The following is a 26,725-nucleotide window of genomic DNA, read 5'->3' on the forward strand; positions in this document are numbered from 1 at the left end:
TCCGGAAGGCAGGATCATCCCGGACAGATGGATCCCCGCCTTCGCGGCGACGACGGCTCAAGAGCGACGCCCGCACCGGTAATCTCCGCACCCTCGACAACGATCCCACCCAATGACGCCCAACCGCCCCCTTGGCTTCTGGTCCGCCACCGCGCTCGTGGTCGGCAGCATGATCGGCTCCGGCGCGTTCCTGTTGCCGGCGGCGCTGGCGCCGTTCGGTGCGGCGAGCCTGCTTGGCTGGGGCATCACGCTGGCCGGCGCGATGCTGCTGGCGATCACCTTTGCGCGACTGGCGACGCGCTGGCCCCAGACCGGCGGGCCGTACGTGTTCGCGCGCAATGCGTTCGGCGACGTGCCGGGGTTCGTGATCGCGTGGAGCTACTGGATCTCGATCTGGTGCGCCACGGCGGCGATCGCGGTCGCCTTCGCCGGCAGCGTCGGCGCGATCTTCCCCGCGCTCACCGCCACGCCGCTGCGCACGGCGGCGTGCGCGCTGGGCGCGTTGTGGCTATGCAGCGGCGTGAACCTGATCGGCCTGCGCGAAGCGGGCCGGCTGCAGCTGGTCACCACCGCGCTGAAGCTGCTGCCGCTGCTGCTGTTCGGGCTGGTCGCGCTGTGGTTCGTCGATGCGAAGTACTACACGCCGTTCAACCCGACCGCCGATTCGCTGCCGAAGGTCGCCAACGCGGCCGTGGCGCTCACGCTGTGGGCGATGCTCGGGCTGGAAGCGGCGACCGTGCCCGCCGGCTCCACCGAGAACGCGCAATCCACGGTGCCGCGCGCGACGGTGCTGGGCACATTGCTGGCCGGCGTGGCGACGATCCTCGCCTGCACCGCCGTGCTCGGGCTGCTGCCGCGCGACGTGCTGGCGCAGTCGCAGGCGCCGATGGCCGAAGCCGCGCGTGCGCTGTGGGGCCCGGCGGCGGGCGTGACGCTCGCGGTGGTCATGGCGATCTCCTGCTTCGGCGCGCTCAACGGCTGGATCCTGCTGTCGGCGCAGCTGCCGCTCGCCGCGGCGCGCGACGGCATGTTCCCGACGCCGTTCACGAAACTCGACAAGGGCGGCACGCCGGTGGTCGGCGTGATCGTCAGCAGCCTGCTCGCCAGCGCGCTGGTCGCGGCGAACTACAGCCGCTCGCTGGTGCAGGTATTCACCTTCTCGATCCTGCTCTCCACCGCCGCCACGCTGTTGCCGTACGTGGTGAGCAGCGCCGCGTGGCTGGTGCGTGGCACCGGTGCGGCGAGCCGCGCCATCGCCGCGCTCGCGCTGGCGTACAGCCTCTACGCGCTGTCCGGCATCGGCACCGAAGCGCTCGCGTGGGGCGCGGTGCTGATCCTTTCGGGCCTGCCGCTGTATGCGTGGATGCGGCATCGCCGCGTCGCGACGCAGCCCTGACTACAGCGTTTCCCCGGGCACGGCCGACGCCGCACCGCTGCCGTCGCGCATCCGCGACACGCGCGCTTCCCAGCGCCAGAAGCCGTACGCGATGGCCAGGAACGCGATGGAGGTCGCGACCAGCCACAGCGTGTGGTCGCTGATCCACGGCGATAGCACGCCGGCGATCACCGCGTTGAGCACCAGGCTCGTGAACGCCTGCAACGACGACGCCGAGCCGCGCTGGCGCGGGTACATGTCGAGGATCGCGAGCGTGACGATCGGGAACACCAGCGCGATGCCGAACGCGTTGAGCATCATCGGCAGCACCGCCCACGGCACGACGGGCACGTCGGTCCACAGGTTGTAGGCGAGGTTCAGCGCCATCGCGATGGCCGAGCACGCGAAACCTATCGACACCAGCTTCGCGCCGCTGATCTTCCCCGCGCTGCGTCCGGACACGAACGCGCCCAGGATCATGCCGCTGATCATCGGCACGAAGAACCAGCCGAACTGGCGTTCGTTGAGCTTGAGGATGTCCAGCACGAACGCCGGCGCCGAGGCGATGTACACCCACAACGCGGCGAAGTTGAACGCGCTGGCCGCGGCCAGGCGCTGGAAGCGCGGGTTGATCACGATGGCCGCGTAATCGCGCAGCAGGCGGCGCGGGCCGAGCGGCAGGCGCGCGTCGGCCGGATGCGTTTCCGGCAGCATGCGCCAGGTCGCCACCAGCAGCACGACCGAGAACGCCACCAGGAACCAGAAGATCGCCGGCCAGTGCGCGACGCCGAGGATCCAGCCGCCGATCACCGGCGCCAGCGCGGGCGCGACACCGAAGATCATCGACACCTGGCTCATCAGGCGTTGCGCGTCGTCGCCGTGCAGCACGTCGCGGATCACCGCGCGGCCGACGATCAGGCCGACGCCGGACGAGAGCCCCTGCAACGCGCGGAACGCCAGCAGTGTCGGCAGATCCTTCGACAGCGCGCAGCCGACCGAAGCGATGGCGAACACGATCAATCCGCCGAGGATCACGCGCCGGCGACCGATCGCGTCCGACAGCGGTCCGTGCACGATGCTCATCACCGCGTAGGCGATGAGGTAGACGCTGATCGTCTGCTGCATCGCCAGCTTGTCGGCGCCGAACTGCGCGCCGATGGCCGGAAACGCAGGAAAGATCGTGTCGATCGAGAACGGCCCGAACATCGCCAGCCCACCGAGCAGCAGGGCGAGGCGGCGGACGGGGATGGACAGCGTGGCGGGTTGTGCGGGCATCGGCTCGGGTTGGTTTCGATTCTGCGAACACGGACGCGCCTGCGCCCGGCGCGATTGATCGTCAGGCGTCGGGCGGACCTTTCAGCTCCACGAGGTTGCCTTCGGGGTCGTACAGGTATTGCGACGGGCCCTCGCCTTGCGCGCCGTAGCGCGAGCCGAACTCCGCGACGCGCACGCCGTGCGCGGTGAGGTGCGCGACGATCGCATCCACGTCGAACGGTTCGGCACGCAGGCAGAGGTGGTCCATGTTGTGGCCTTCGCGTCCCGGCGCGGCACCGCCCTTGCGGCCCAGCGTGCCGTCCACGTCGACCAGGTCGATCAGGCTGGCGCCGGCGCGGAGCTGGATCAGGCCGATGGCCTCCTGCCGGCGTTCGACCGTGCAGCCCAGCACGTCGCAGTAGAACGCCACCATCCCGGCGACGTCGCGGACCCGCAGCACGACGTGGTCGATCTGCTGCAACTGGAAGGGCGGTGTCGGCATCGACGGCATCCTGCGAACGGGCGCACAGGATACAACTGCCCCCGTTTGCGCGACGCGCCTGTTCGTGCGACCGCACGCACGAAAGGACGAAGCAGTCGCCTGCTCCGTCCTTCGCGTGCCCTCGTCCCTGAGGCGCCCGTGCTTCCGTGTCGATTAGAGCCGGTGTGCGAACCCCACGCCGATCGAGTGGTCGTCGCCGCTGAAGGCCGCGCCGAAGCTGATCTGGCTCTTCGCCCCGATCGGCTTGGCGTAGCCGGCGGAGATCGCGCCGTGCCCCTGCTCGGAACCCAGGCCGACCGACCACGCGCCGTTCGGGTTGCCCACCGCCGCCGCGGCGGCACCGGACGCCATCTGCGCTTCGGCCATCGACATCGCGCCATGCTGGCTGATGCGGCTGTCCTGCTTCGCCATCTCCGTCGCGAGCTTGTCCATGCCCGTCCACACGTCGCCCAGCTTCTGGTCGGTGTAGCTGTTGGCCTGGACCAGCACTTCGGTCGTGTTCTGCTGCAGGCGCTGGTTGAGCTGGCCGACGTTGACCGCGTCGTGATCGGCCACGCCGTCGGCGACGTTGTGGATCGTCACCGCCGTGGTCGCGCCTTCGCCGCCCATGGTCATGCTCGACTTGCCGGCGTCGTCGTAGGTCACCACCGACTTCGTCTCGCCGTTCGCACCGATCACACCGGCCGACTTCAACTGGCCCAGGTTCACCGCGTCGTTGTCGGCCTTGGCCGCCGCGACACCCGTCACCACGCGGTCGCCCGCCGTGCCGGCCATGCTCACCGACGTGCCGTCGCTGTCCTTCGCCACCGTGATCTGGCGCGTCGCTGCGTCCTGCTTCACCAGGCCCACTTCGCCGTTGCTGATCTGCGTGGAAAGGTTGTTGATGGCGGTGGTGTTGTTGGTGATCGCGGTGGTGTTCTGATAGACGCGGTTGTCGATGTTGCTGATGGCGCCTTCCACGCCGCTCACCTGCGAGGACGAACCGTCGGCGTTGGTCACCGTGTACGTCGGCGCGGTGACCGTGCCGTCGGCATTGACCACAGAACCGCCACCCAGCGCGCTCGCCATCGACTGGCTCACCGCGTGCAGCTGGCCGCCATTCACGGCCTCCTTGCTGCCCGCTTCGACCTTGCCGTCGGCCACGTTGGTGAGCTTGCGGGCGTTGCCGGCGTTGTCGGCGAAGTCGACCTCGCTGCCGTCGGTGTCCTTGCCCACGGTCAGCTTCTGGCCGGCCCCGGCCTGCTGCACCATGCCGATGGTGCCGCTGCTGATCTGCGTGCTGATCGACTGGATCTGCGTGGTGTTGTTGTACACGCGGCCGTCGAGGTTGGTGATCGCATCGCCCATGTTGGTGACGGACGACTTCGAACCGTCGGCGTTGGTCACGTAGTACGTCGGGCCGGTGATCGAGCCGTCGGCGTTGACCTTCGCGCCGCCACCGATGGCATCGGCCATCTTCTTCAGCTGCGACACGTTGACCGCGTCCTCGTCCTCGCCACCGGCGGCGACGCCCTTCAGGCGACGCGCGCCCGCCGAGCCGCGGAAGTCCACCGCCGTCCCGGCCTTGTCCTTCGCCACGGTCACGATGCCGGCCGTGTCGTCGTACTGCACCAGGCCGATCTCACCGGAGTTCAGCTGGTTGGTGATCGTGGACACCGAGCCCTCGACGTTCGTCACGCGGCCGTCGAGGTTGCTGACGTTCGTGTTGAGCGTGGAGATGTTCGTCTCGGCGGTGCTCACCGCTGTTGGCAATAGCTGCCGATGCCTGCCCGGACAATCCCACTCCGCCCATTGCCGTCGCAAGGACGAGCATGGCCGCGCCGCCTGTTCCAACGGAGGCCTTCTTCTTGCGTCCCTTAGCCACTTCCGACGCGACCACCCATTGGCCGAGCTCAACGTTCCAAACCACCCGATAGATCTTGTTCAAAGGATCACCTGTCTCTTTTGAGAATGCGCGCGATTAGTTGAGATAAATCCCTGAGAAAACTCTCAACGCGGCGCGATCCTATGAACGGAACGCTTCCGTCAAATCAGATTCGTCCGAAAATCCGGGAACCTTTTGAAGTCGCAAAGAAATGCCATTGCGAAGGACAAAGACAGGAAATGCGCTGCGCCGTTATGGCCAACAACTCGGCACATCCAAATCAGGAGTTGCGCGACTCGTTTGGCGCGACGGTGAAATCAGGTTTGACGCTCGGCATGCGTTGAAGAGGTTGGACACTTTCTGCAAACACAGAAGACTGCATGCACCTGCACAACGGACAGAAACGCGAGCGCATCACGTGACCCGGTTCGCGTGGCGAACGGAACGCGATGCTGCGCATCCCGTGTTCCCGGAGTGACGAGCGGGGATCGAAAGGCGTGCGGACACCTGCGACCGCCGGCGGGCGCCCGGCTCAATCACACTCCGTCACGTCGCCCCCCCCCCTCGCAGGGCGCGGCGGTTGGATCCGCGCACGGCCCGGTCAGGGCGGCCCCTGGCGCGCGGCCCGAAGGCCGCGATCAGAGCAGGATCGCCCCGCGACCGGTATGATTCGCACCCAGCAGACGGTGGGAGAAGCGGCCCAACCTGAACAGGTCGGAGCCGCTGCCGAAGGCGCAAACGCCCGGAATCGCTCAGGCCCCATTACCGCCGTCGGCTCACACTCTGGAGAGACCGCCCGCGCCGAACGCTTCGGCCGGAACCGGCGCCGAAGGGGCAAGAAGCCAGCGGGGTCTCCTCCCCCGCCCCGCGCTTTGAAACTCTCAGGCAAAAGGACAGAGGGGCACTCCACGTGCGCGACCGCGCACGCCCCGGCTTTCGAGCCAAACCTGGATGCCCCTCGTCACATGAGCCAGAAGACCTCCCTGCGCGCCCTCGAGCACCACGACGCCTTCCTCGAACGCCACATCGGCCCCAACGATGCCGAAATCGCGCAGATGCTGGGCGTGGTCGGGTTCGATTCGCTGGATGCGATGACCGACGCCATCGTCCCGGCATCGATCAAGTCCCCGAAGCCGCTGGACCTGCCGGCGCCGATCACGGAAGTCGAGGCCATCGCCAAGATCCGCGCGATCGCCGACAAGAACCAGGTCTTCAGGAGCTTCATCGGCCAGGGCTACTACGGCACGCACACGCCGAACGTCATCCTGCGCAACATCCTCGAGAACCCCGCGTGGTACACGGCCTACACGCCGTACCAGGCCGAGATCTCGCAGGGCCGCATGGAAGCGCTCATCAACTTCCAGACGATGTGCGCCGAACTGACGGGCATGGAGATCGCCAACGCGTCCCTGCTCGACGAAGCCACCGCGGCGGCCGAGGCGATGACGCTGGCCAAGCGTTCGGCCAAGTCGAAGTCCAACACCTTCTTCGTATCAAACGGCGTGCACCCGCAGACGCTGGAAGTGCTGCGCACGCGCGCCGAACCGCTCGAGATCGAGCTCGTCGTCGCCGATGACAGCGAGGCCGCCAGCATCGACAGCTTTGGCGTGCTGCTGCAGTACCCGAACACCTTCGGCCAGATCCACGATTACAAGGCGCTCGCCGACGCCGTGCACGCGCGCGGCGGCCTCGTCGCCGTGGCGACCGACCTGCTCGCGCTGACGCTGATCGCCGCGCCGGGCGAATGGGGCGCGGACATCGTCGTGGGCAACACGCAGCGGTTCGGCGTGCCGTTCGGCTTCGGCGGTCCGCACGCGGCGTTCATGGCGTGCCGCGATGCCTACAAGCGTTCGATGCCGGGTCGCCTGATCGGCGTGTCGATCGACGCCGAAGGCAAGGCGGCGTACCGCCTCACGCTGCAGACGCGCGAGCAGCACATCCGTCGCGAGAAGGCGACGTCCAACATCTGCACCGCACAGGTGCTGCTGGCGGTGATGGCGTCGATGTACGCCGTCTACCACGGCCCGGACGGCCTGCAGCGCATCGCGCGCCGCACGCACCGCCTGGCGTCCATCCTCGCCACCGCACTGCGCAACGCCGGCATCACCGTCGGCACGGACTTCTTCGACACGTTGCACGTGGTCGACGTCGATGCCGACGCGATCCACGCCAAGGCCGTCGAAGCCCGCATCAACCTGCGCCGCATCGACGGCCGCAGCCTCGGCATTTCGCTCGATGAAACGACCACGCGTGCGGACGTCGTCGCGCTGGCCGCGCTGTTCGGCGCGAAGGTCGATGTCGATGCGCTGGATGCGACCGTCGAGGACGCGCTGCCGAACGGCCTGCTGCGCACCAGCGCGTTCCTGACGCACCCGGTGTTCAACACGCACCACAGCGAGCACGAGCTGCTGCGCTACATGCGCTCGCTGGCCGACAAGGACCTGGCGATGGATCGCACGATGATCCCGCTGGGCTCGTGCACGATGAAGCTCAACGCCACCGCCGAGATGATCCCGGTGACGTGGCCGGAGTTCGGCAACCTGCATCCGCTCGCCCCGGGCGCGCAGGCCGCCGGCTACCAGCAGCTCATCGGCGAACTGGAAGCGATGCTGGTCGAATGCACCGGCTACGACGCCGTCAGCCTGCAGCCGAACTCCGGCGCGCAGGGCGAATACGCCGGCCTGCTGGCGATCCGCGCCTACCACCGCTCGCGCGGCGAAGCGCATCGCGACATCTGCCTGATCCCGGATTCGGCGCACGGCACCAACCCGGCCTCCGCACAGATGTGCGGCATGCAGGTCGTGGTGACCAAGACCGATGGCAACGGCAACGTCGACGTCGAGGACATCCGCCGCAACGCCGAGAAGTACAGCAATCGTCTTGCCGCGATCATGATGACCTACCCGTCCACGCACGGCGTGTTCGAGGAAGAGGTCGTGGAGATCTGCGAGATCATCCACAAGCACGGCGGCCAGGTGTACACCGACGGCGCGAACATGAACGCCCTCGTCGGCGTCGCCAAGCCGGGCAAGTGGGGTTCGGACGTCTCGCACCTCAACCTGCACAAGACCTTCTGCATCCCGCACGGCGGCGGCGGCCCGGGCGTCGGCCCGTGCGCGGTGAAGTCGCACCTGGCGCCGTTCCTGCCCGGTGCGCTGAACGCCGACGGCGTGAAGACGGACGGCGTCGGCAACGGCGATGTTGGCATGGTGTCGGCGGCGAGCTTCGGTTCGGCCTCGATCCTGCCGATCAGCTGGATGTACGTGACGATGATGGGCGCCGCCGGCCTGCGCCGCGCGACGCAGGTCGCGCTGCTCAACGCGAACTACATCGCTCGCCGCCTCGCTCCGCACTACGAGACCCTCTACACCGGCCGTAACGACCTGGTCGCGCACGAGTGCATCCTCGACCTGCGCCCGCTGAAGGATTCGACCGGCGTGTCGGCCGAGGACGTCGCCAAGCGCCTGATCGACTTCGGCTTCCATGCGCCGACGCTGAGCTTCCCGGTCGCCGGCACGCTGATGGTGGAGCCGACCGAGTCCGAGTCGCTGCACGAACTCGACCGCTTCATCGACGCGATGATCCAGATCCGCGACGAGATCCGCGCGGTGGAAGAAGGCAAGCTCGATCGCGAGGACAACCCGCTCAAGAACGCGCCGCACACCGCGACGGCCGTGTCGGCGAGCGAGTGGACGCACGCGTACCCGCGCGAGCTGGCCGCCTTCCCGCTGCCGAGCCTGCGCCTGCAGAAGTACTGGCCGCCGGTCGCGCGCGTGGACAACGTCTACGGCGACAAGAACGTCATGTGCGCATGCATCCCGGTGGATGCGTACAAGGACGATGAGGCGGTGGAGGCCTGATCAGGCTTCTGTTGTTTTCGTCGTGATGGGTTACGGAACGCCCCGCCTTGTGCGGGGCGTTTTGTTTGGGCGCGCGTTTGGCGTGATGGTTTTCGCCGGCGCCGGTTAGCCCCTCTCCCGACGGCGACCGGCGTGAGTGCAGGTCCGGTGACCAGCCCGCCTTTGTAGCCCGGGTAAGCGAAGCGCACCCGGGGACGCGACCAGTCCCGGGTGCGCTTCGCTTACCCGGGTTACACCAGCGGAAAGACGTGACAAAGCCGATCGCGTGACAGCCTGCATCCCGGCCCTCGCGGGCATGACGGCAAGGGTTGTACTGACGCACGCAGCGCCACCGCTCCCGCGACACCTCGCAAAAAAAGCGCCCCGCAATCGCGGGGCGCTTCCACCTGCGTCAAGTTGTACGACACGGATCTGCAGGAGCCCGTGTCAAACGCCCCGCATCAACGCGCGATGACCTCGATCCGCACGCGGCGGTTCGGCTTGAGGCACGCGATCACCTTCGCGCTCTTCGCGCCCGGGCAGTTGACCACCGGGTCGGCCGCGCCGCGACCTTCCGCCTGGATCGCTTCGCCCGGCACGCCGTGCGCGACCAGGTACGACTTCACGGACTGCGCACGACGCTCGGACAGCGCCTGGTTGTAGCTCGCGCTGCCGAGGCGGTCGGTGTAGCCGATCACGCGCAGCGAATCCACATGTTCGGCCTTGTTCAGCGCCGTCATGATGCGGCTCTGCAGCGCGGCGGCGCCTTCGTCGGCCAGCTTGGCGCTGTCGAACGCGAACAGCGCGTCGGCTTCGACCTCGAACGACTGCGCGACGTGCGGCTCGCCCGCCGCCGGGGCAGGAGCAGCCTGCGCCGGCATGCCGCCGAGGAGGTCCGCGCACGCGGCCGGGTTCCACAGCGTCTGGCTCGCGCGCATGTCGTTGTCGAACAGCACCTTGTACTGGCACTGCACTTCGCCCTGCGCGGTCGGCAGCTTGAACAGGTAATCCCATTCGTGCACGCCGGCGATGCCTTCGCGGTACATCGGCGAACCCAGCAGGCGGTAGATCTCCAGCTTGGAATCGCCCAGCTGCACCTTGCTCAGGGCATCGATGTCGACGTGGATCTTCGACTCGATCAGCGGGTGGGCCTTCTCGGGCGCCGGCCAGACAGGGGCGTCGGTATGACCGTCCTTGACCTGGCTCAGCGAGGTGGTGCCGCAGGCGGACAACGTCGCCGCCGCGGCGAGCGCCAGGAGGAATCCCGGCAACGGTTTGAAATTGAACATCGTGGACCTCTTACCTCCACGGCCCGGAGCCGTGGGCTTGAATGAATGACGGACGAGCGGTCGGGACGCGGCGGGACCCGAAGTCCCGCAGCGTCCTTTCCCCTCCGCTCTCGTCAGAAGATGTAGCCGATACCGACGCGGAACACCGGCTCGTCGCCCTTCGCCGCGGACACGCCCGCGTTGAAGTTCACGCGACCGTTGTCGCTCCAGCGCGACACGCCCACGCCCAGCGCCGCTTCGCCGCGATAGCTGGCAACACCGGCGTTGACGGCCGTGCGGCCCGGCAGGTACGGCGTCACGTTGACCAGGGCAGAGGCTGCTGCGATACCACGGTTGGCCTGCTGGTTGACCTCGTTGATCGCGTCGCCCAGGTTCTGCCACGCATCGTTGACGCGCTGGTCGGTGTACGAGTTCGCCTGGTTCAGCACTTCGGTGTTGTTCGTGGCCAGACGCTGGTTCAGCTGCGAGACGTTCACCGCGTCGTGATCGGCGACGCCGTCGGCGACGTTGTGGATCGCCACCGGCTTCGAAGCGCCTTCACCCCCCATCGTGATGCTGGTCTTCTCGGCGTTGTCGTAGGTCGCGTCGGCGATGCCCTTCAGCTGCGACACGTTGACCGCGTCGGTCTGCTCCGTACCGGCCTTCACGTTCACGATCTGGCGCTTGATGGTGTCCGAACCCACCGACACCGTGTTCTCACGGTTGGCCGTCGTGTTCGCACCGATCGCCACCGAGTACTTCGCGTTGGCGATGGCGTTGCCGCCGATGGCCACCGACTCGACGCCCTTGGCCTGGGAATCGGCCAGCGTGGAGTTGGCGTGGAAGTACTTGATGCCCGCGCCGCCATCGATGATGTCGTTCAGCGCATCGGTGTTGGCCGTGGTGCGGTCGTCGAGGTTGAGGGAGTTCCATGCGCGCGCGGGGCTCGGAGCTTGACCTTTCGAGTTCTGAGCTCCGTTCGCCGAGCCATTTGCTCCAGGCGCCGAGCCCGGAGCGCCAAGTTCCGAGCTCTGAACTCGGAAGGCCGTGCTGTCTGCTCCACGCGTCGAGCTCGGAGCTTCGCGGTTCGAGCTCTGAGCTCGGATGGCCGTGCTGTTTGCTCCGCGCGTCGAGTTCGCCGCCCGGCATTCCGAGCTGTGAACCCGGATGGCCGAGCTCTTTGCTCCGCGTGCCGAGCTTTGAGCTCGGCATTCCGAGTTCTGAGCTCCACGTGCCGACCTATTTGCTCCGCGTGCCGAACTCGAAGCTCGGCGACGGATCGCTTGAGTGTCCCCGGGTGCGGCCTTTGGCCTTACCCGGGCTACAAGAGCGGCTTCCTCGCGAATGTGAGACGCAGCTACGGTTCGCGACTTCGTCGCATTGATGCCCGGTTTGCCTGGGAACACTCGTCGCCGGAGACTCAAAAACTCCTCTCACACAGCGGCTCCCAGCGCCGTACCACGGGTGGGTTCTTCGTGCCCGGATTCCATCGGGCACAACCTCGACGCAAGCGTTTCGCGTCGGGAGGGCAGCCATGCAACACCCCACGGGGAAAGTTGCCCACCGTCTGCGTGCGGTTTTTTTTTGAGTCTCCTGACACCCTTGCGGTATTCCGGCGCAGGTATCACGCAGTCCACGGAGCGACTCATGTCAAGGACACGCCGTCCGGCGCCGGCACGGATCACCTGCTACGTCATCAGACGCCACCGTTGCGCTCGCGGTGTCGCTCAGAACGACTTCCCCACCGTCACCCACACCTGGTCGTCCTTCGGCTTGTCGTCCGCGTGACCGATCGCGCGCGCAACGCTCACCTGCCCCTGCACGCCCTTCCAGTTCCAGTTCACGCCGATGCCGGCGCCCTGCAGGTTGACCGGGCGCGACGGATAGCCCATCGCCGAACGATAGCGACCGGCCGCGCCGTCGTAGAACGCGCTGATGCGCGTGTTCGGAAGAATGAAGTCGTGGCTGGCTTCCAGCGACACCACGGCGCCGTCGTCGACCGCCGCCGCGCTGAGGTCGTAGGCACGCACGGCGCCGGGGCCGCCGAGGCTCATGCGTTCGGAACCGTCGAGGCTCCGGCTGGCCCACTGGCCGCGCACCTGCGCGCTCAGTCGCAGGCTCGACACCGGTGCCACGGCGATGCTCGCGACGGGCTCGGCCTTCACGAACGTCGCGTGTCTGCGCGTGGCGTCGTTGCCGCTCGTGCGGTCCAGGTCGGTGAGGTCCATGCTGCCGTACGACACGCCGAGCCCATAGCGATACCAGCGCCGCCAACGCCCCTGCCCCGCCACGCCCGACCCATCGGCACGCACGCTGGCGACGTTGCTGTTGCGACGGCTTTCGAGCAGGCCGTCGAAGCGGTCGTCACGCAACTGCTTGCGGTCGATCGACGCACTGACGTCCAGGCTTGCGTCGCGCGTGCGCCACACGGGGCGGGTCGCGTACAGGCTGGCGACGTCCGCCGAACCCTTGCCGAGCCCGTCGAACGCGCCGCCGAGCCGATACGCGACGTGCGATACCGAGGCACCGACGCGTGTCGCGCCATCTCCGACCGGAGTGTCGTACGACACGCGCGCAAGCCGCGTCTGGCCGCCGTCGGACGCATGCGTCTGCAATGCCGTGGGCGTGACGTAGACCATCGCCTCGAGACGATCGCCGCGACCGAACGGGTTGTTGATGCCGCCGACCAGCCCGATGCGGCGCTCGCCCGCTTCGACCGACCCGGCGTTGTCGCCGGTGACCATGCCGTAGAGCGACGGTCCGCCCGCGACGGTCACGGTGACGAGCGTGCCGCCGGGATACTTGCCCGGCGCGAGCGTCGCATCGACGCGACCGACGCCCGGCAGCTCGCGTAGCAGGCGAATGCGCGCGTCGATGTCGCGCAGCCTGGGATCGGCCACGCCCGTGCCGCGCAGGATCGCCTCGATGCGCGCGGTATCCACCTGCGAAGCGTTCTCGACGACGACGCGTTCCACGCGGCCGCGCACGATCTGGAATCGCACGACGCCGTTCTTCTCGATCGTCTGTTGCGGAAGCAGCACGCGTACCAGCGATTCGCCGTCGTGATACAGCAGCTCGGTCAGCTCGGCGCGCATGACCTGCAGCGCGCTCATGGTCGTCTCGCGACCGCGCAGCGGCGCGATGTACGCGTCCACGCGCGCGCGTTCCTCTGGCGTCATCCCGCCGTCGAACTCGAAGTCGCGCACCGGGAAACGCAGTTCGCCCTCATCGTCCGCCTGCCCGGCTTCGCTGTTCGTCGTGCTGGGCGGCGCGTTCTTCCCGGACGTTCCGAACGTGCGCGTGAGGCCGGGATTCTGGCGCAGCAGTCCGCCCGAGGTGACGCCATGTTCGGCAGCCTGCGCATGCGAGTGCAGCACGGCGAGGGTCAGCAACGACAGACAGGAAATGGCCGGACGCGGGAACGCGGAAGCGGAGGAACTATTCACGACTGGATCGAACCTTCAGCCCGGGCGCGATGCGCCGGGCCGCGAAAAAGTGGGGGAGTTGGCGCGGCACGAGGCCGGCCCATGACACGAAAAAAGGGAGGAAGGCGCGAACGCCCTCCTCCCATCGGCCCACGCACGAAGCGCGGGCGTCACGCAAACGCTGGCGATGAACCGCCGGCGGATGCGCATTACTTCACGGCGACGAACATCATTTCGCCGTTGACCCACACGCTCGTGTACGGCACGCCCGGCACCATCTGCGCCAGCGTCACGTACTCGCCGGTCGGCTGCGGAGCCGGCTGCGGGGCCGGCTGCGGGGCCGGCTGCGGAGCGGGCTGCGGCTGCGGGTAGACCGGCTCCGGCTGCGTCATCACGATGTTGCCAGCCGTGTTCTTCGCATTGGCCGGAACGCTGACGCGACGCGCGGTCAGCTTGCCGTTCAGGGTGACGTCGCCGCCGTTGAGCACGATCTCGTTGCCGGCCGTGTTGGTGGCCGACTTGATCGTCGTGCCGGACATGCGCACGTCGCCCGCCGCCGTCGTGGCCGACGTGGTCTGGTCGATGGTCGCGGCGTTCAGCGTGACGCTGCCCTGCGTGCTGGACAGGTTGCCCTTCTGCGTCAGCGTGGTGGTGGCCTGCGCGTCGATGTTGCCGACCGAGGTCACCGGAGCGGCCAGCGTGACGGCGCCGCCGTTGGCGTTCACGCGCACGGAGTGTGCGTCGATGGCGCCGTTGGCGGTGACGTTGGTCGCGTTGAGGTCGACCGTGCCGTACTTCGACTGCACCAGCTTCGACGTGGTCAGGTTGCCCTTGCCCACGTTGACCTGGACCAGGCCGTCGCCCGAGACCGCACCGTTGAGGTTCACGCTGCCCGCGGCGTTGTCGACGACGACCTGCGAGGCCTTGATGTCGCCCAGGTTGAACGCGAGCGGCACGCCCTGCGCCGGAGCGCGGAACTCGGCGCGCTGCGCGGCCGTCGTGCCGACGCCGGCGGCGTGGTAGATCGCGCCGCCGGTTTCCATCACGTTGCCCATCTGGCTGGCGACGTTGGCTTCCTGGCGGACGCCGGTCTTGCCACCGCCCAGCACGACGTCGTACTTGCCGGTGACCGGCGCGTAGACTTCGACCGCATCGGCGCTGAAGGTGACGCTGTTGCCGTTGACCGCACCGCGCGTGACGACCCTCGACGCGCCGGTGCTGCCGTAGGCAGCGCCGGTGGCCGTGAGGTTGACGGCGCCGGCTTCGGAAGCGACCGACTTGGCAGCGGTAATGGCGCCACCGCGACCGGTGGTCACGTCGACGCCGTACTTGCCCTTGACGTCGCCGTTCAGCGCGACGGTCTTGCCCGCGATGCGGACCTGCTGGGCATCGATCGTCGAAGCGGCGACCGAACCGGTGTCCTGGTTCGCCGTCAGTTCGACCGCGCCACCGCTGGTGACCACGCCGGCGGCCTGCTGGATGCTGGCACCGTTGATGGACACGCGGCCGGTGCCGGACACGTTCGCGTTCTGCACGACGCTGCTGTTGCCGTACACGTTGACGTCGCGCGCGGCGACGACCGGCGCGTTCACCACGACCTTGTCGCCGGCCAGCGTGACCGTGTTGGCGGTGTAGGCGGCGTTGGAGGTGACGGTCTTGCCGACCGCGTTGAGCGCGACGTCCGAGGCCTGCAGCTGGGTCAGCGGCTCGACGACGATGTTGCCGCCCTTGCTGCCCGAGATGCGCGGCATGGTCTCGATGTTGATGCGGTTGTCGGCGGTCATCTTGCCGCCCAGGCTGACCTGGCCGTCGGCATCCGAACGCAGCTCGATCGAACCGCCGGCGCCCGTGGTGGCGCGACGCGCTTCGATGGTGCCCGTGCTGCGCACGGCGTTGCGCAGGACGTCGCCCGTCGCGGCGGCGGTCAGGCGGACGTCGCCGCCCCTGGAGACGATCACGCCGCCGTTGTCGACCAGCGCGTTCACTTCCGGTGCGCCCAGGGCGACCGAGAAGCCGGAGTTGGTCAGCGTGACGGTGGCGGTGTCGGCGGCGCCGAGCGTCACGTCGCCGGTGGCGTTGATCGTGCCCTTGTTCAGCACCTGGCTGCCCAGCAGGGCGACCTGGCGGGCGTTGATCTTGCCCTGGTTGACGACCGAGGCGTTCGCCGCGTTCGAGGTCAGGTCCAGCACGCGCTGCGTGCCGGCCAGACGACCGCCGGCCATGAACTGCTGCGCGTTGATGTCGAGCGTGGAGGCGACCAGGCTGTCGGCGTTGACGACGGCCGAGGAACCGAACATCACGCCCGCCGGGTTGACGACGTACACGCGGCCGTTGGCGTTCAGCGCGCCCTGGATGTCGGTGGCCTTGACCGGGCCGACGACGCGGTTGAGCACGGCCGACGAAGCGGTCGGCTGGTTGAAGGTGACCGACTGGCCCTGGGCGATGTCGAAGTTGTTCCAGTTCACGACCATCTTGTCGCTGGACTGGGTGACGGTGGTCGCGGCGCCGGAGGTGGCGATGCGGCCGGTGCCGTTGACGACGACGCCGCCGTCCGCGGCCCATGCGCTGCCGACGCAGCCCATCGCCACGGCGAGGACGGTCGGCTTGAGGACGCGCAGCGCCTGTTGCGACGCCGACAGGGTGCCGGCTTCGTATCGTGCTTCGAATTGGTTCATGCGAACTCTCTTTACTTTGTGGGGTGTTGCAACCCGGCATCGTTCGATGCCGGGCAGTTTCCGGGCGGATGATCCGCGGCCCGGCCGCGGTTCCCGGAAGCGCGCGACCGATGGTGCAACTCGGTTTTGCGGAGCCGGCGGGCGAATGTAGGTGCGCCCCTACCCACGAACCATGAGATTCTTCTGAATAAATAGGGCCGGTTAACGAAGTGGGCGTTCCACCGGCGCGTACGCATCAAAAAGCCGCGCGTTGCGCGGCTTTTCGACGAACCCACCGGAACGGTCGCGTCATCGTCGTCGTTCCACCAGCGACACCGGCAGCGATGCACCTGCGCCCGACATGGCACCGGCCCCTTGCGCGCCGTCGTTGCAGTGCTGCATCGGCCACACGCGCGCCAGGCGCATGCGGATCACGCAACCCAGGGCGATCCAGCGGTCGAACCGCGCTTCCGCGTGCGATGCCGCGCCGCGTTCCGGCGAGATGCCGCGCCGCGAGGAACCGCGCGGGATGGCCAGCGAGGCACGCCGCGCGGCCGGCGTGCGCATCGCGATCGCCGTGTCGCGGGCGTCGGCCACGTCGCGCTCGTCGCGAACCGCATGCACGCGCACCGGGGGGAGGTCGTGGATGCGCGGCGCCTGCATCGCGACGGCATCGCCGTCGTCGCGTTCGACCGTGGCGTACACGCGCACGGTGGGCAGGTCGAAGGTGCGGATCGCGGGTGCGGTCGTGATCGTCGCGTCGCTCGCAGCGGCGGTACGCGTGGCGATGGAATGGGTCGCCGCGACCATCGCCAGCGCGGCCATCAGGGTCATCGTTCTCATCTGGGCAAGTCCTGTAGTGCGGCGGGCCGCATGCGGTCGCCGTGTGGGGCATTCGGATCAATCGGGGAATGGGGCTCTCGAATCAGTCGTCGGGCACGATCGACATCAGCGCGGCATCGAAGCGCATCCGTTGCGCCGGCGTCGCCAGTTCGGACAGCACCTGCACGAAGCGCGGATGCCGCGCGCCGGACGCGATGTACTGCCAGCGGTACGCGCGCCGCAGCACATCGAGCACGACCCGCTGCTGGCGCATCCCGAACGGACGTCCGCACGCGGCGACGAAGTACGCCGCGTCCGCATCGGCCTGCGCGCGCAGGATGTCGTCCACCGCGCCCAGCAGCGCGATCACGTCGTCCACCGCCGCGTCGCGTTCGCCGGCATCGACGCGTGCGTTCTCCGCGCGCCACTCCAGCTCGTCGACGACGGAGTGCTGGCACTCTTCGCGGAAGTGGAACAGGAACACGTCCTTCCACAACGGGCACAGCTCCTGGCTGGGCGCGATGCTTTCCTCGTAATGGCGCTGCACGAACAGCTCGATCATGAAGATCAGCGCCAGCACCGCCCAGCTGCGGCGTTCCAGCACGAACATCGCCACCGCGTTCGCCTCGGCCATCTTCGCGTGGCCGGCCGGCATGCGCGCGTCGAGCATCGCTTCCAGTCGACGGAACAGTTCCTGGTGCTTGATCTCCTCGTCCGAGAAGCGCACCAGCGCTTCCAGCGCGTTCTGGTCGCCGAGCCAGTGCTGCCCCGAGGTCTGCAGCATCTTCGCGCCGATGAAGCGCTCGCACAGGCCGAACATCCACGCATACGTGCGTCCCTGCACCTGGCTGAAGAGCCGGCGTTCGGCCTCGTCGAGGAAGCCGATGCGTTCGACGAGCGACAACCCGGCCGGCAGGAACGTGCGGTCGAAATCGAACTCGCGACCGCGGATCACGTCGGCGTCGATCTCCCAGCGCACGCGCCTGGACACTTCGACGCAGCGCGCGTAGCGGGCGCTTTCGCCGGACGCGACGTCGGCATTCCATTGCGGGGCTCGGCTCGGGGCAGTTGCGAGGTTCATGCAGGACTCCGGTGATGCGTCATGGCGGCGTCACGCCGGCGCCATGGTGGGATCGAGGACCGACTTCACTTCGGCGACGCGGTTGGCGGGGAAGCCGGAACGCTTCGCGTGTTCATGGATGAGCGATTCGTCGCGCGCCAGGTACACGCAGTAGGTCTTGTCGGCGGTGACGTAGGAATGCAGCCACTGGATGTCGGTGCCGAGTTCGTCGAGCACGCCGTTGGATTGCAGCGCCACGCCGCACAGCGCCTCCACCGGTTGCGCACCGATGCCCTGGATCTCGCGTTCGATCACGTATTTCTTGAACATGACGATTCCCTCCGTTGCGTGCGCCCGTTCGCGGGCGCGGGATGCCGGCGCGATGCCGGCGAAACTCAGGGCCTCGACGCGAGCACGTTCGCGCCGTAGGCATGCAGCTGGCCGTGGAACTTGCGGGCCAGGTCGGTGCCCGCGAAGCACTCGAAGCGTTCGGTGATCCGCGCTTCGTGCAGGCCACAACCGGTGAGCAGGTCGACCAGCGCGCCTTCGGTCAGCGCACCGCCGATGCACGAGGCCCACAGGTCGGCGCTCGCGCGCGCGGCCTGCGCCAGTTCGCGATCGAGCACCACGTCGGCCAGGAACAGGCGGCCGCCGGGCCGCAGCACGCGGACGATCTCGCCGATCACGCGCGGCTTGTCGGGCGCGAGGTTCAGCACGCCGTTGGAGATCACCACGTCGACGCTGGCGTCGTCCGCCGGCAGGTCCTCGAACGTGCCTTCGTGCAGGCGCACGCGATCGAGCAGGCCCGCCTGCGCGGCGGCACGCAGCGCGCTGGCGCGCATGCCGGGCGTGAGGTCGACGCCGGTCGCCCGGCCCTGCGGACCGGCGGCCTTCGCCGCCAGCAGCAGGTCCATGCCGGCGCCGCAGGCGTGGTCCAGGATCACCGCCCCGGCAGGAATCGTGCCGATGCGCAGCGGATTGCCCACGCCCGAGAAACGCTCGGTGCACGCGGCGGGCAGCGCCGCGAGTTCAGCCGCGTCGTAACGGAGCTGTTCGACCGCGTAGGCCGCGCCGGTGCGGAAGTGGAAACCGCTCGCAGGCGCCCTCGCGACGCGCTCGTACGTCGCACGCACCTGCCGGTTCAGGTGGATCGTGTCCAGCACGAGCGGGCAACGGCTCATCTTGGCCTCTCTTCGCCGGCGCACCGCCGGCATGGGGCCAATCTAATGACGGCCGGTAACGGCCCGATGTCGCGTGATGATGGATTTGTATCGGTTGGTAACAGCGCGGGAAACTACCGGAGGGGAGCCATGGCCGCGTCGCGCGCCCACGCTCCCCCCTCGTTTCCGGAGGTGAAGCCATGGCCCACACGCCCTGTGTCCTGGTGGTCGACGACGACCGTTCCACGCGGGAGATGCTGCTGGAGGCGCTCGCCACGCACGGCTTCCGCGCGCTCGAGGCCGCCGACGGCGAGGACATGCGCCGCGAACTCCAGCGCGAGGCGCCGGACCTGGTGCTGCTCGACCTGCGCCTTCCCGGCGAGGACGGCCTCACCCTGGCGCGTTACCTGCGCGAACGCTACGACGTCGGCATCATCATGGTGACCGGCTCGGGCGATGTGATCGACCGCATCGTCGGCCTGGAGATCGGCGCCGACGATTACGTCGCCAAACCGTTCGATCCACGCGAACTGCTGGCACGCGTGAAAAGCGTGCTGCGCCGCATCCAGGCGCGTCCGGACGCCGCGCCGACGGGCGAGCGCAATGCGCGACGGGTTCCGTTCGGACGCTGCACGCTCGACCTCGACGCGCACCAGCTGTTCGACGCCGACGGCACCGAAGTGATGGTCACGCACATGGAATTCGACCTGCTGCGCGTGCTGCACGAACACGCGGGGAAGGCGCTCTCGCGCGACCAGATCCTCACGTTGACGAAGAACCGTGAGTGGGAGCCGTTCGACCGCTCGATCGACATCCGCATCGCGCGGTTGCGGCGGAAGGTGGAAGCGGACCCGGACAATCCGCGGGCGATCAGGACGGTGCGGGGCGTGGGATACATGTTCGTGCCTTGAAGGCAGCGAAGCATTCAAGCCCCTCTCCTTCCGGAGAGGGGCGCAAAGCGCAGGAAGAGGAGCACGAGTTCCGACGTTCCCGACCTTTTTGTTTCAACCCTGTAACACCGCCTCCCCACCGCGAAACGCCCACCTATACTCGCCCCACCCGCCCCCACGGGATTCGCCGATGAACACCGGCAACGCCACGCCGCAGGTCGACCCCTCCCCCGTCGACGACCGCGAGCGCGCACTGCGCGAAAGCGAACTTCGCCTGCAACAGGTGCTGGACAACACCTCCGCGGCGGTGTTCGCGAAGGACCGGGCCGGGCGCTACCTGTTCGTCAACCGCGAGTTCGAACGCCTCACCGGCCGCGACGCCGACGCGCTCATCGGCCGCAACGACCGCGACATCTTCCCGCCCGACATGGCCGCCGCGCTGCGCCGCAACGACATGCGCGTGCTGCTGGAGGCGCGCGCGATGGAGTTCGAGGAGAGCGGCGTCTTCGCCGGCGAACAACGCACGTTCCTGTCGGCGAAGTTCCCGCTGCTCGACATCGACCAGGTGCCCTACGCGGTGTGCGGCATCGCCACCGACATCACGCTGCGCAAGCAGGTGGAAACCGCGCTGAGCAGCTCCGCGCTCGCCGTGTCGCGCGCGTACGGCCGCGATCTGTTCGTCGAACTGTCGCGTTACCTGGCGGCCATCCTCGACGTGGACGTCGCGTTCATCGCGCAGATCCGCGAGGACCAGCCTACGATGATGCACATCCTCGCCTTCGTCGCCGACGACAAACCGCGCGAGCATTTCGATTACGCGATCGCCAACACCGCCTGCGACACCGTGGTGGGACATGGCTTCCGCCTGTATCCCGCCGGCCTGAGCTCGCTGTTCCCGCTGGACGACGACTTCATCGAGATGGGCGCCGAAAGCTACGCCGGCTTTCCGCTCAACGATGCGCAGGGCCGTCCGCTGGGGATCATCTCGATCGTCTCGCGCCGTCCGCTGGAGCAGCCGGAATTCATCGAGTCGGTGATGAAGATCTTCGCCGTGCGCGCCGCCGCCGAGATCGAACGCCAGCGCGCCGAGGACGCCGCGCATCGCAACGCCGAGCACCTGCGCGCGACCGTGAACGCGGCGCTGGACTGCATCATCGCGATGGACGAACACGGCACCATCGTGAAGTTCAACCCGGCCGCGGAAGCCTGCTTCGGCATTCGCGAAGGCGATGCGCTCGGACGATCGCTCGCCGACACGATCATCCCCGAACGTTTCCGCGAGCGGCATCAGTTCGGGTTGAAGCTGTACCTCGAAGGCGGCCCGGGCCCCGTGCTGAAGAAGCGGCTCGAAGTCACCGCGCAGCGCGCCGACGGCACCGAATTCCCGGCCGAGCTCGCCGTCGGCGTGGACGACAGTCCGTCCGGCAAGGTCTTCATCGGCTACCTGCGCGACATCACCGAGCGCACCGAAGCCGAGCAGCGCCGCCGGCGCCTGGAAGCGCAACTGCTGCAGGCGAAGAAGATGGAGGCGCTGGGCCATCTGACCGGCGGCATCGCGCACGACTTCAACAACCTGCTGGCGAGCATCATGGGCTACGTCGCGCTCGCGCATGAGCGCAGCGACGACGGTGGCGACGAGCGTCTGTCCGGCTATCTCGACCAGGCACTGCAATCGTGCGAGCGCGCGCGCGATCTCATCCAGCAGATGCTGATGTTCAGCCGGGGCCAGAAGGGCCAGGCGCAGGCGATCGACGTGGCCGCCTGCATCGAGCAGAACCTCGCGGTGCTGCGCCCGACGCTCGCCGACGGCGTCGCCATCGAACAGGAGGTTCAGGCCGGCACGTGCGCGGTGCAGTTCGATCCGGTGCAACTCGGACAGGTGCTGCTGAACCTCTGCGTGAATGCGTGCGACGCGATGCAGGGCGAAGGTCGTCTTCGTCTTGCGCTGCGCGAGACGCGCATCGACGCGGCTGAATGCGCCGCCTGCCGGCAGCCGGTGGACGGCGCGTTCGTGGAACTGCGCATCGCCGACACCGGGCCGGGGATCGAGCCGGCGGTGCTCGAACGCATGTTCGACCCGTTCTTCTCCACGAAACCGCCCGGAAAAGGCGCCGGCATGGGCCTGGCGACGGTGCACGGCATCGTGCACGAGCACGGTGGCCATCTGCTGGTGGACACGGCGCCCGGACGCGGCACGTCGTTCCGCGTGCTGTTGCCCGCCTGCGCGGAAGCGGCGCGGCCGACGCCGTCGCGGCGGCGTTCGGACCGCCCCGGCGCGACGCGACGCGAAGGACGCGTGCTGGTGGTCGACGACGAGCACAGCGTCGGCGAGTTCATGTGCGAACTGCTGTCGAACTGGGGCCTGGAAGCGGACTTCGTATCGACGCCCGAACTCGCGCTCGCCCGCGTACGCGAATCGCCGCAGCACTACCGCCTGCTCATCACCGATCATTCGATGCCGTCGATGACGGGCGTGCAGCTCGCGCAGGCGCTGGAGCCGGTCGCGCCGCGTCTTCCCGTGCTGCTGTACACGGGGCTGGCCGATCGCATCCGCGAAACCTCGCTGCCCGCGAACATGCTGCGCACCGTGCTGCGCAAGCCGATCGACCACGGGCAGCTGTCGCACATCGTGAACGATGTGCTCGTGGAACATCGCGCTGCGGATCGCGCGGCGCCATAGAGCGGCTTGATCGTTTTCCGCGTGCGGCGCCGCGCGCCGGGTGACCTCGCGATGAACCGTGGCGCCTTCCAACGCGCAGCGACATCAAAAAATGACACTGCCGTTACGCCGTCGTGCGGCACGATGCGCGCTGGTCCGGCTCGGCGCCCGCGTTCATGAAACCCAGTGTGTTGATGGTCGAGGACGAGGCGTACCTGGCGATGGCGCTGGAGGACCTGCTCACCGACGCCGGCTACCGCGTCCTCGGTGCCGCGCGGCTGTCCGATGCGCTGGAGATCGCCGACCACGAACGCGTCGACGTCGCGCTGCTCGATGTGAACCTGCATGGCGAGGCGGTGTATCCGCTGGCGAACCGCCTGCGCGAGTGCGGCGTTCCGTTTGCGTTCGCCACCGCGTATTCGAAGGACAAGCTCCCGCAGGATTTCCACGACTGCGAACTCGTGCGCAAGCCGTATACCTCGGAGCGCATCATCGAGGCGGTGGAGTCGATGGTGGAGCGGGCGCGACCGCATTGAGGCGGGGCGATGCTGGCAACGCACGTCTCCTCGTCGGTGGACCACTCTCACCGTCATTGCAGCCTTGGTAGCCTCGTCGCCTTGTGGCCTTGTAGCCCGGGTAAGCGAAGCGCACCCGGGGCGCGGCCGCCTCTCCTCCCCGGGTGCGCTTACCCGGGCTACAGAAGACATCGTCGTCCGGGAACACCGTGATCCCGAGAGGATCGTCACCCCGGCGAAGGCCGGAATCCAGGCCTGCAACGTGCGGGCACTCCGTTAGCGGCGAACCGACATCACCGCCATTCCAGCGAAAGCTGGAACCCATTTGCTGTTGCTTCTGACGCGCATCCCGGGTGCGCTTCGCTTACCCGGGCTACGAAAGCAGTTGCTGTTGCTTTGGTTATTTTTCTTGTGCGAGCAAAGAGAAGTGAACCCGGGCGCCGCGGGCGATCGGAAGCTTGTCCGGTGAGTCCTTGCTTCTCGAAGGAGTGCCCGAACGCCAATGGCCCGGAGCCCGGCGTTCGCTGGGATGACGGGATGGGACGGACGGGGGCGGACGAGAGGGGATTGCCGCTCTAACTCACTCGCCCGGACTCAATCGCACAAGCTCACCCACCCCACCCAGCCAACCACGCATCGATCGCCGGCAAACGATCCTTCTTCACCCCCACGCGATACTTGATGTTCGCGATCGCATTCTCCGACGCGCGACGCGAACCCGGCGCGACGTACGCCTGCGCGTACGCGTGCACCTTGCCGGCCATCGCCGGGTCCAGCGAATTGTTCGCCAGGCGCGGGTAGTAGCGCGAGCGCGAGGTGGAATCGACCTTCGTGTCGATCTGCTCGCGATGCGCGACGGCGAAGTCGAACGCGAGGTCCGGATGCAGGCCGGCGACGGTGCGGATCATGCCCGCGCTGTTGGTCGCGCCCGGCTCGTCGGTGAGCGCGAGGTCCAGCGCACGCTGCGCGAGCGCCGCGTCCTGCGTGGACGACAGCAGCATGTACAGCTCGTCCTTCACCAGCGGCGTCTTCTCGGCCTTCGCGGCGGCGTGCAGGCGCTCCCACGTTTCCGCGTCGGCGTGGCGCGCGATCACGGCGAGCACGCTGCGACGCAGCTCGCCCGGCAGTTCACCGGCGGCGTAGCGATGGCGCGCTTCCTCCACCACCATGCGATCGCCCAGCGCGCCCAGCGCTTCGATCAGGTCCGTGCGCAGCACCTTCACCGGATCGGCCTCGTCCGGCTTCGCGTCCCAGCCCACGCGCGCGAACACCGGCGCCAGCTGCGCGACGGCGAACGCGCGGAACTTCGCCTGGCGCGCGGCGTCGCCACGGTAGTACGCATCCAGCGCGCGCAGCGTGCCGGCGATGTCGCCCCAGATCTGCGGGTCGGCGTCGCGCGGCGTCGCCGTCACGAGGTCCAGGTAATCCGACGGCGATTGCAGGCCCGCCATGCCCAGTGCCCACACATCGTTCATCACGCCGAGCTGGTCGATCGCCTCGAGCTTCGCGAAGCCCTCGCGCACGCCCGCGAACTGCGCCGGCGCGTACAACGTGCGGTAGTAGCCGGTCTGCCCGGCATTGACGATCACCGGGCCGCAACCGGGCACGTCGAGCCGCGCGTGCCCGCCTTCGACCACCGTGCGCACGGGCTCGCCGCCGGCCGACTTGGCGATCACCGGCACGCGCCAGCGCAACGGCGCCTTGCCGGGGCGATCGCGCGTGAACTCGTCCTGCGCGAGGGTCAGCGTCGTCTTGCCGCCTTCGCACGCACCGGCCGCCACGCGCAGCATCGGGATGCCCGGTTGCAACGTGAAGTCATGCGCGATGTCGAGCACCGGCTTGCCCGCGGCGGCCTGGATCTCGCGCCACAGATCGTCGGACACCGTGTTCGCGTACGCATGCTTCTTCATGTAGCGGCGCACGCCTTCGCGCCACGCGTCACCGCCGACGTAGCCTTCGAGCATGCGGATCACCGCGCTGCCCTTCTCGTACGTGATGGAATCGAACGCCTGGCTCGCCTGTTCGACGGTCTCCACGTGCTGCACCACCGGATGCGTCGACGCGACCGCATCCAGCGCCATCGCCGATTCGCGCGAACCGACCGCTTCCAGCTGCGTGTTCCATTCCGGATGCAGCTTCTGCGTGGTGCGCGACGCCATCCACGTCGCGAAGCCTTCGTTGAGCCACAGGTCGTCCCACCAGCTCATCGTCACCAGGTCGCCGAACCACTGGTGCGCGATTTCGTGCGCGGCCACGGCGAACACGCGCTGCTTGTCGGACTGCGTGGAAATGCTCGGGTCCAGCAGCAGCGTGTGCTCAAAGGTGAAGATCGCGCCCCAGTTCTCCATCGCGCTGAAGAACTGGCTCGCGCCGGGCGAGGCCACGTTGTCGAGCTTGGGCAGCGGATACTTCGTTCCGAAGTACTGGTTGTATTCGCGCAGCACGTCGGCCGAGGAATCCAGCGCGAACCGCGCCTGGTCGAGCGAGCCGCGCTGCGTGACCACGCCGATCTCCACGCCTTCGGCCTGCGTGGTGGCGCGTTCGAAATCGCCGACCGACAGGAACAGCAGGTACGTCGACATCTTCGGCGACGGCGCGAATTCCACGCGCGTGGTGCCGTTGCCGAGGTCCTTCGTGGACGTGGCCGGCATGTTGCTCACCGCCATCTGCCCGGTCGGCACGGTCGCGGTCAGGGTGAAGGTCGCCTTGTGCGCGGGCTCGTCCCACGACGGGATCATGCGGCGCGCATCGGAGTTCTCGAACTGCGTGAACAGTGCGCGCTTGCGGCCGTCCTTCGTGTCGTAGTCGATGGCGAACAGGCCATTGGCCTGCGTGCCGATCTTCCCGGTGTATTCCAGCGCAAGACGATACGCGCCCGGCGCGAGCGGCCGGTCGAAGGTGAAGGTCGCGGTCTGCGCGGCGGTGTCGACGGCGATCTTCGGGGTGAGCGCGCGCCCCTTGCCGTCGGCGGGCGTGAGCGTCGCCGAAGTGAAGGTCATGTCGAGCGCGTTGAGCGTGATGCCGGGCGTGGACTGCGTCACCTGCAGCGCGATCGTCGCCGTGCCGGCGAGGGTCAGGTCCGCCGCGTTGGGCGTGATCGACACGTCGTAGTGCGTCGGGAGCACATTGCGCGGAAGCTGCGTCGTGGTCTGGCTTCGGGCCATGGGAGCGTCCGGTGCGGCGGGCGCCGCGTTCGCGGCGGCACACGCGGTGGTCAGGGCCAGCGCGACGGCGGTTACCAGGGTACGGCGCATCGTTCGACAACCTCGTGATCGTGGAGAAAGGCACAGTGCCAGAGGCGCAGTGTGCCGGTCCTGCCCGCTGCGGATGCGGCGGGGATCACAGGTCGCGAGTGGATGGGGAAGGAAGGAGGCCGCCTCACCGGGCCGGGAACGCATCGCTGCGCCCCCGCGACAAGGCGCCCGGCGGCGGCCTCCA

The 26,725-nt window shown here is 68.2% G+C and carries 19 protein-coding genes and 2 riboswitches; of the genes, 6 read left to right on the top strand and 13 right to left on the bottom strand.

Annotation, left to right across the window (positions count from 1 at the left end):
* The first annotated feature begins 112 nt into the window (after positions 1-112).
* The gene (locus tag AC3ANK_RS12930) at positions 113-1,396 is read left to right on the top strand and encodes an amino acid permease (protein ID WP_484171366.1); all 1,284 of its coding nucleotides are present in this window, start codon (positions 113-115) and stop codon (positions 1,394-1,396) included.
* On the opposite strand, the gene AC3ANK_RS12935 is transcribed toward AC3ANK_RS12930, so the two are convergent.
* The 4 genes from AC3ANK_RS12935 to AC3ANK_RS12950 form a co-directional block, all read right to left on the bottom strand.
* Positions 1,397-2,650 carry a multidrug effflux MFS transporter gene (locus AC3ANK_RS12935; RefSeq protein ID WP_484171367.1) on the bottom strand — a complete coding sequence of 418 codons (1,254 nt, stop codon included), beginning with the start codon at positions 2,648-2,650 and terminating at the stop codon, positions 1,397-1,399.
* A 61-nt stretch (positions 2,651-2,711) separates the two neighbouring features.
* The gene (locus AC3ANK_RS12940) at positions 2,712-3,131 is read right to left on the bottom strand and encodes a VOC family protein (protein WP_206861177.1); all 420 of its coding nucleotides are present in this window, start codon (positions 3,129-3,131) and stop codon (positions 2,712-2,714) included.
* Positions 3,132-3,284: 153 nt separating this feature from the next.
* Positions 3,285-4,871 carry a hypothetical protein gene (locus AC3ANK_RS12945; protein WP_484171368.1) on the bottom strand — a complete coding sequence of 529 codons (1,587 nt, stop codon included), beginning with the start codon at positions 4,869-4,871 and terminating at the stop codon, positions 3,285-3,287.
* Positions 4,753-5,040, bottom strand: coding sequence for an ESPR domain-containing protein (locus AC3ANK_RS12950; RefSeq protein ID WP_484172880.1), 288 nt, complete (start codon positions 5,038-5,040; stop codon positions 4,753-4,755). The genes AC3ANK_RS12945 and AC3ANK_RS12950 overlap by 119 nt, the downstream gene beginning before the upstream one ends.
* A gap of 98 nt (positions 5,041-5,138) precedes the next feature.
* Here AC3ANK_RS12950 and AC3ANK_RS12955 point away from each other — a divergent pair, with 98 nt between their 5' ends.
* Together AC3ANK_RS12955 and gcvP are read left to right on the top strand one after the other, a co-directional pair.
* Positions 5,139-5,339, top strand: a complete 201-nt coding sequence (locus AC3ANK_RS12955; protein ID WP_484171369.1) for a hypothetical protein — start codon at positions 5,139-5,141, stop codon at positions 5,337-5,339.
* 333 nt (positions 5,340-5,672) lie between these two features.
* A riboswitch (glycine riboswitch) is annotated at positions 5,673-5,773 on the top strand.
* A 1-nt stretch (position 5,774) separates the two neighbouring features.
* Positions 5,775-5,896, top strand: a riboswitch (glycine riboswitch).
* Between the two features lie 64 nt (positions 5,897-5,960).
* Positions 5,961-8,855, top strand: coding sequence for an aminomethyl-transferring glycine dehydrogenase (gene gcvP, locus AC3ANK_RS12960; RefSeq protein WP_484171370.1), 2,895 nt, complete (start codon positions 5,961-5,963; stop codon positions 8,853-8,855).
* A gap of 440 nt (positions 8,856-9,295) precedes the next feature.
* Here gcvP and AC3ANK_RS12965 read toward each other — a convergent pair whose 3' ends face one another.
* The 8 genes from AC3ANK_RS12965 to AC3ANK_RS13000 all read right to left on the bottom strand — a co-directional run bounded on the left by AC3ANK_RS12965 (position 9,296) and on the right by AC3ANK_RS13000 (position 19,244).
* Entirely contained in the window at positions 9,296-10,123 is an 828-nt protein-coding gene (locus AC3ANK_RS12965) for an OmpA family protein (RefSeq protein WP_484171371.1), read from the bottom strand.
* 113 nt (positions 10,124-10,236) lie between these two features.
* Positions 10,237-10,896, bottom strand: coding sequence for a YadA-like family protein (locus AC3ANK_RS12970; protein ID WP_484171372.1), 660 nt, complete (start codon positions 10,894-10,896; stop codon positions 10,237-10,239).
* Positions 10,897-11,829: 933 nt separating this feature from the next.
* Complete coding sequence (locus AC3ANK_RS12975) at positions 11,830-13,548, bottom strand: ShlB/FhaC/HecB family hemolysin secretion/activation protein (protein WP_484171373.1); 1,719 nt, start codon at positions 13,546-13,548, stop codon at positions 11,830-11,832.
* A 188-nt stretch (positions 13,549-13,736) separates the two neighbouring features.
* Entirely contained in the window at positions 13,737-16,202 is a 2,466-nt protein-coding gene (locus tag AC3ANK_RS12980) for a two-partner secretion domain-containing protein (protein ID WP_484171374.1), read from the bottom strand.
* A gap of 288 nt (positions 16,203-16,490) precedes the next feature.
* On the bottom strand, positions 16,491-17,024 hold the full coding sequence (locus tag AC3ANK_RS12985) for a hypothetical protein (protein WP_484171375.1): 534 nt from the start codon (positions 17,022-17,024) through the stop codon (positions 16,491-16,493).
* Between the two features lie 82 nt (positions 17,025-17,106).
* Positions 17,107-18,084 (bottom strand): hypothetical protein, encoded by a 978-nt coding sequence (locus tag AC3ANK_RS12990; protein WP_484171376.1) that lies wholly within the window; start codon positions 18,082-18,084, stop codon positions 17,107-17,109.
* 30 nt (positions 18,085-18,114) lie between these two features.
* On the bottom strand, positions 18,115-18,393 hold the full coding sequence (locus tag AC3ANK_RS12995; protein ID WP_206861181.1) for a DUF4242 domain-containing protein: 279 nt from the start codon (positions 18,391-18,393) through the stop codon (positions 18,115-18,117).
* 65 nt (positions 18,394-18,458) lie between these two features.
* Entirely contained in the window at positions 18,459-19,244 is a 786-nt protein-coding gene (locus AC3ANK_RS13000) for a methyltransferase domain-containing protein (protein ID WP_484171377.1), read from the bottom strand.
* A 179-nt stretch (positions 19,245-19,423) separates the two neighbouring features.
* On the opposite strand from AC3ANK_RS13000, the gene AC3ANK_RS13005 reads away from it, so the two are divergent.
* The 3 genes from AC3ANK_RS13005 (at position 19,424) to AC3ANK_RS13015 (ending at position 23,308) form a co-directional block, all read left to right on the top strand.
* On the top strand, positions 19,424-20,134 hold the full coding sequence (locus AC3ANK_RS13005) for a response regulator (protein ID WP_206861183.1): 711 nt from the start codon (positions 19,424-19,426) through the stop codon (positions 20,132-20,134).
* A gap of 169 nt (positions 20,135-20,303) precedes the next feature.
* On the top strand, positions 20,304-22,793 hold the full coding sequence (locus AC3ANK_RS13010; RefSeq protein ID WP_484171378.1) for a PAS domain S-box protein: 2,490 nt from the start codon (positions 20,304-20,306) through the stop codon (positions 22,791-22,793).
* A gap of 155 nt (positions 22,794-22,948) precedes the next feature.
* Positions 22,949-23,308 (top strand): response regulator, encoded by a 360-nt coding sequence (locus AC3ANK_RS13015; protein ID WP_206861185.1) that lies wholly within the window; start codon positions 22,949-22,951, stop codon positions 23,306-23,308.
* A gap of 587 nt (positions 23,309-23,895) precedes the next feature.
* Here the strand turns inward: AC3ANK_RS13015 and AC3ANK_RS13020 are convergent.
* Positions 23,896-26,541 (bottom strand): M1 family metallopeptidase, encoded by a 2,646-nt coding sequence (locus AC3ANK_RS13020; RefSeq protein WP_484171379.1) that lies wholly within the window; start codon positions 26,539-26,541, stop codon positions 23,896-23,898.
* Positions 26,542-26,725: the final 184 nt, after the last annotated feature.

Source organism: Lysobacter sp. SCRH-1R (genome assembly GCF_057747855.1).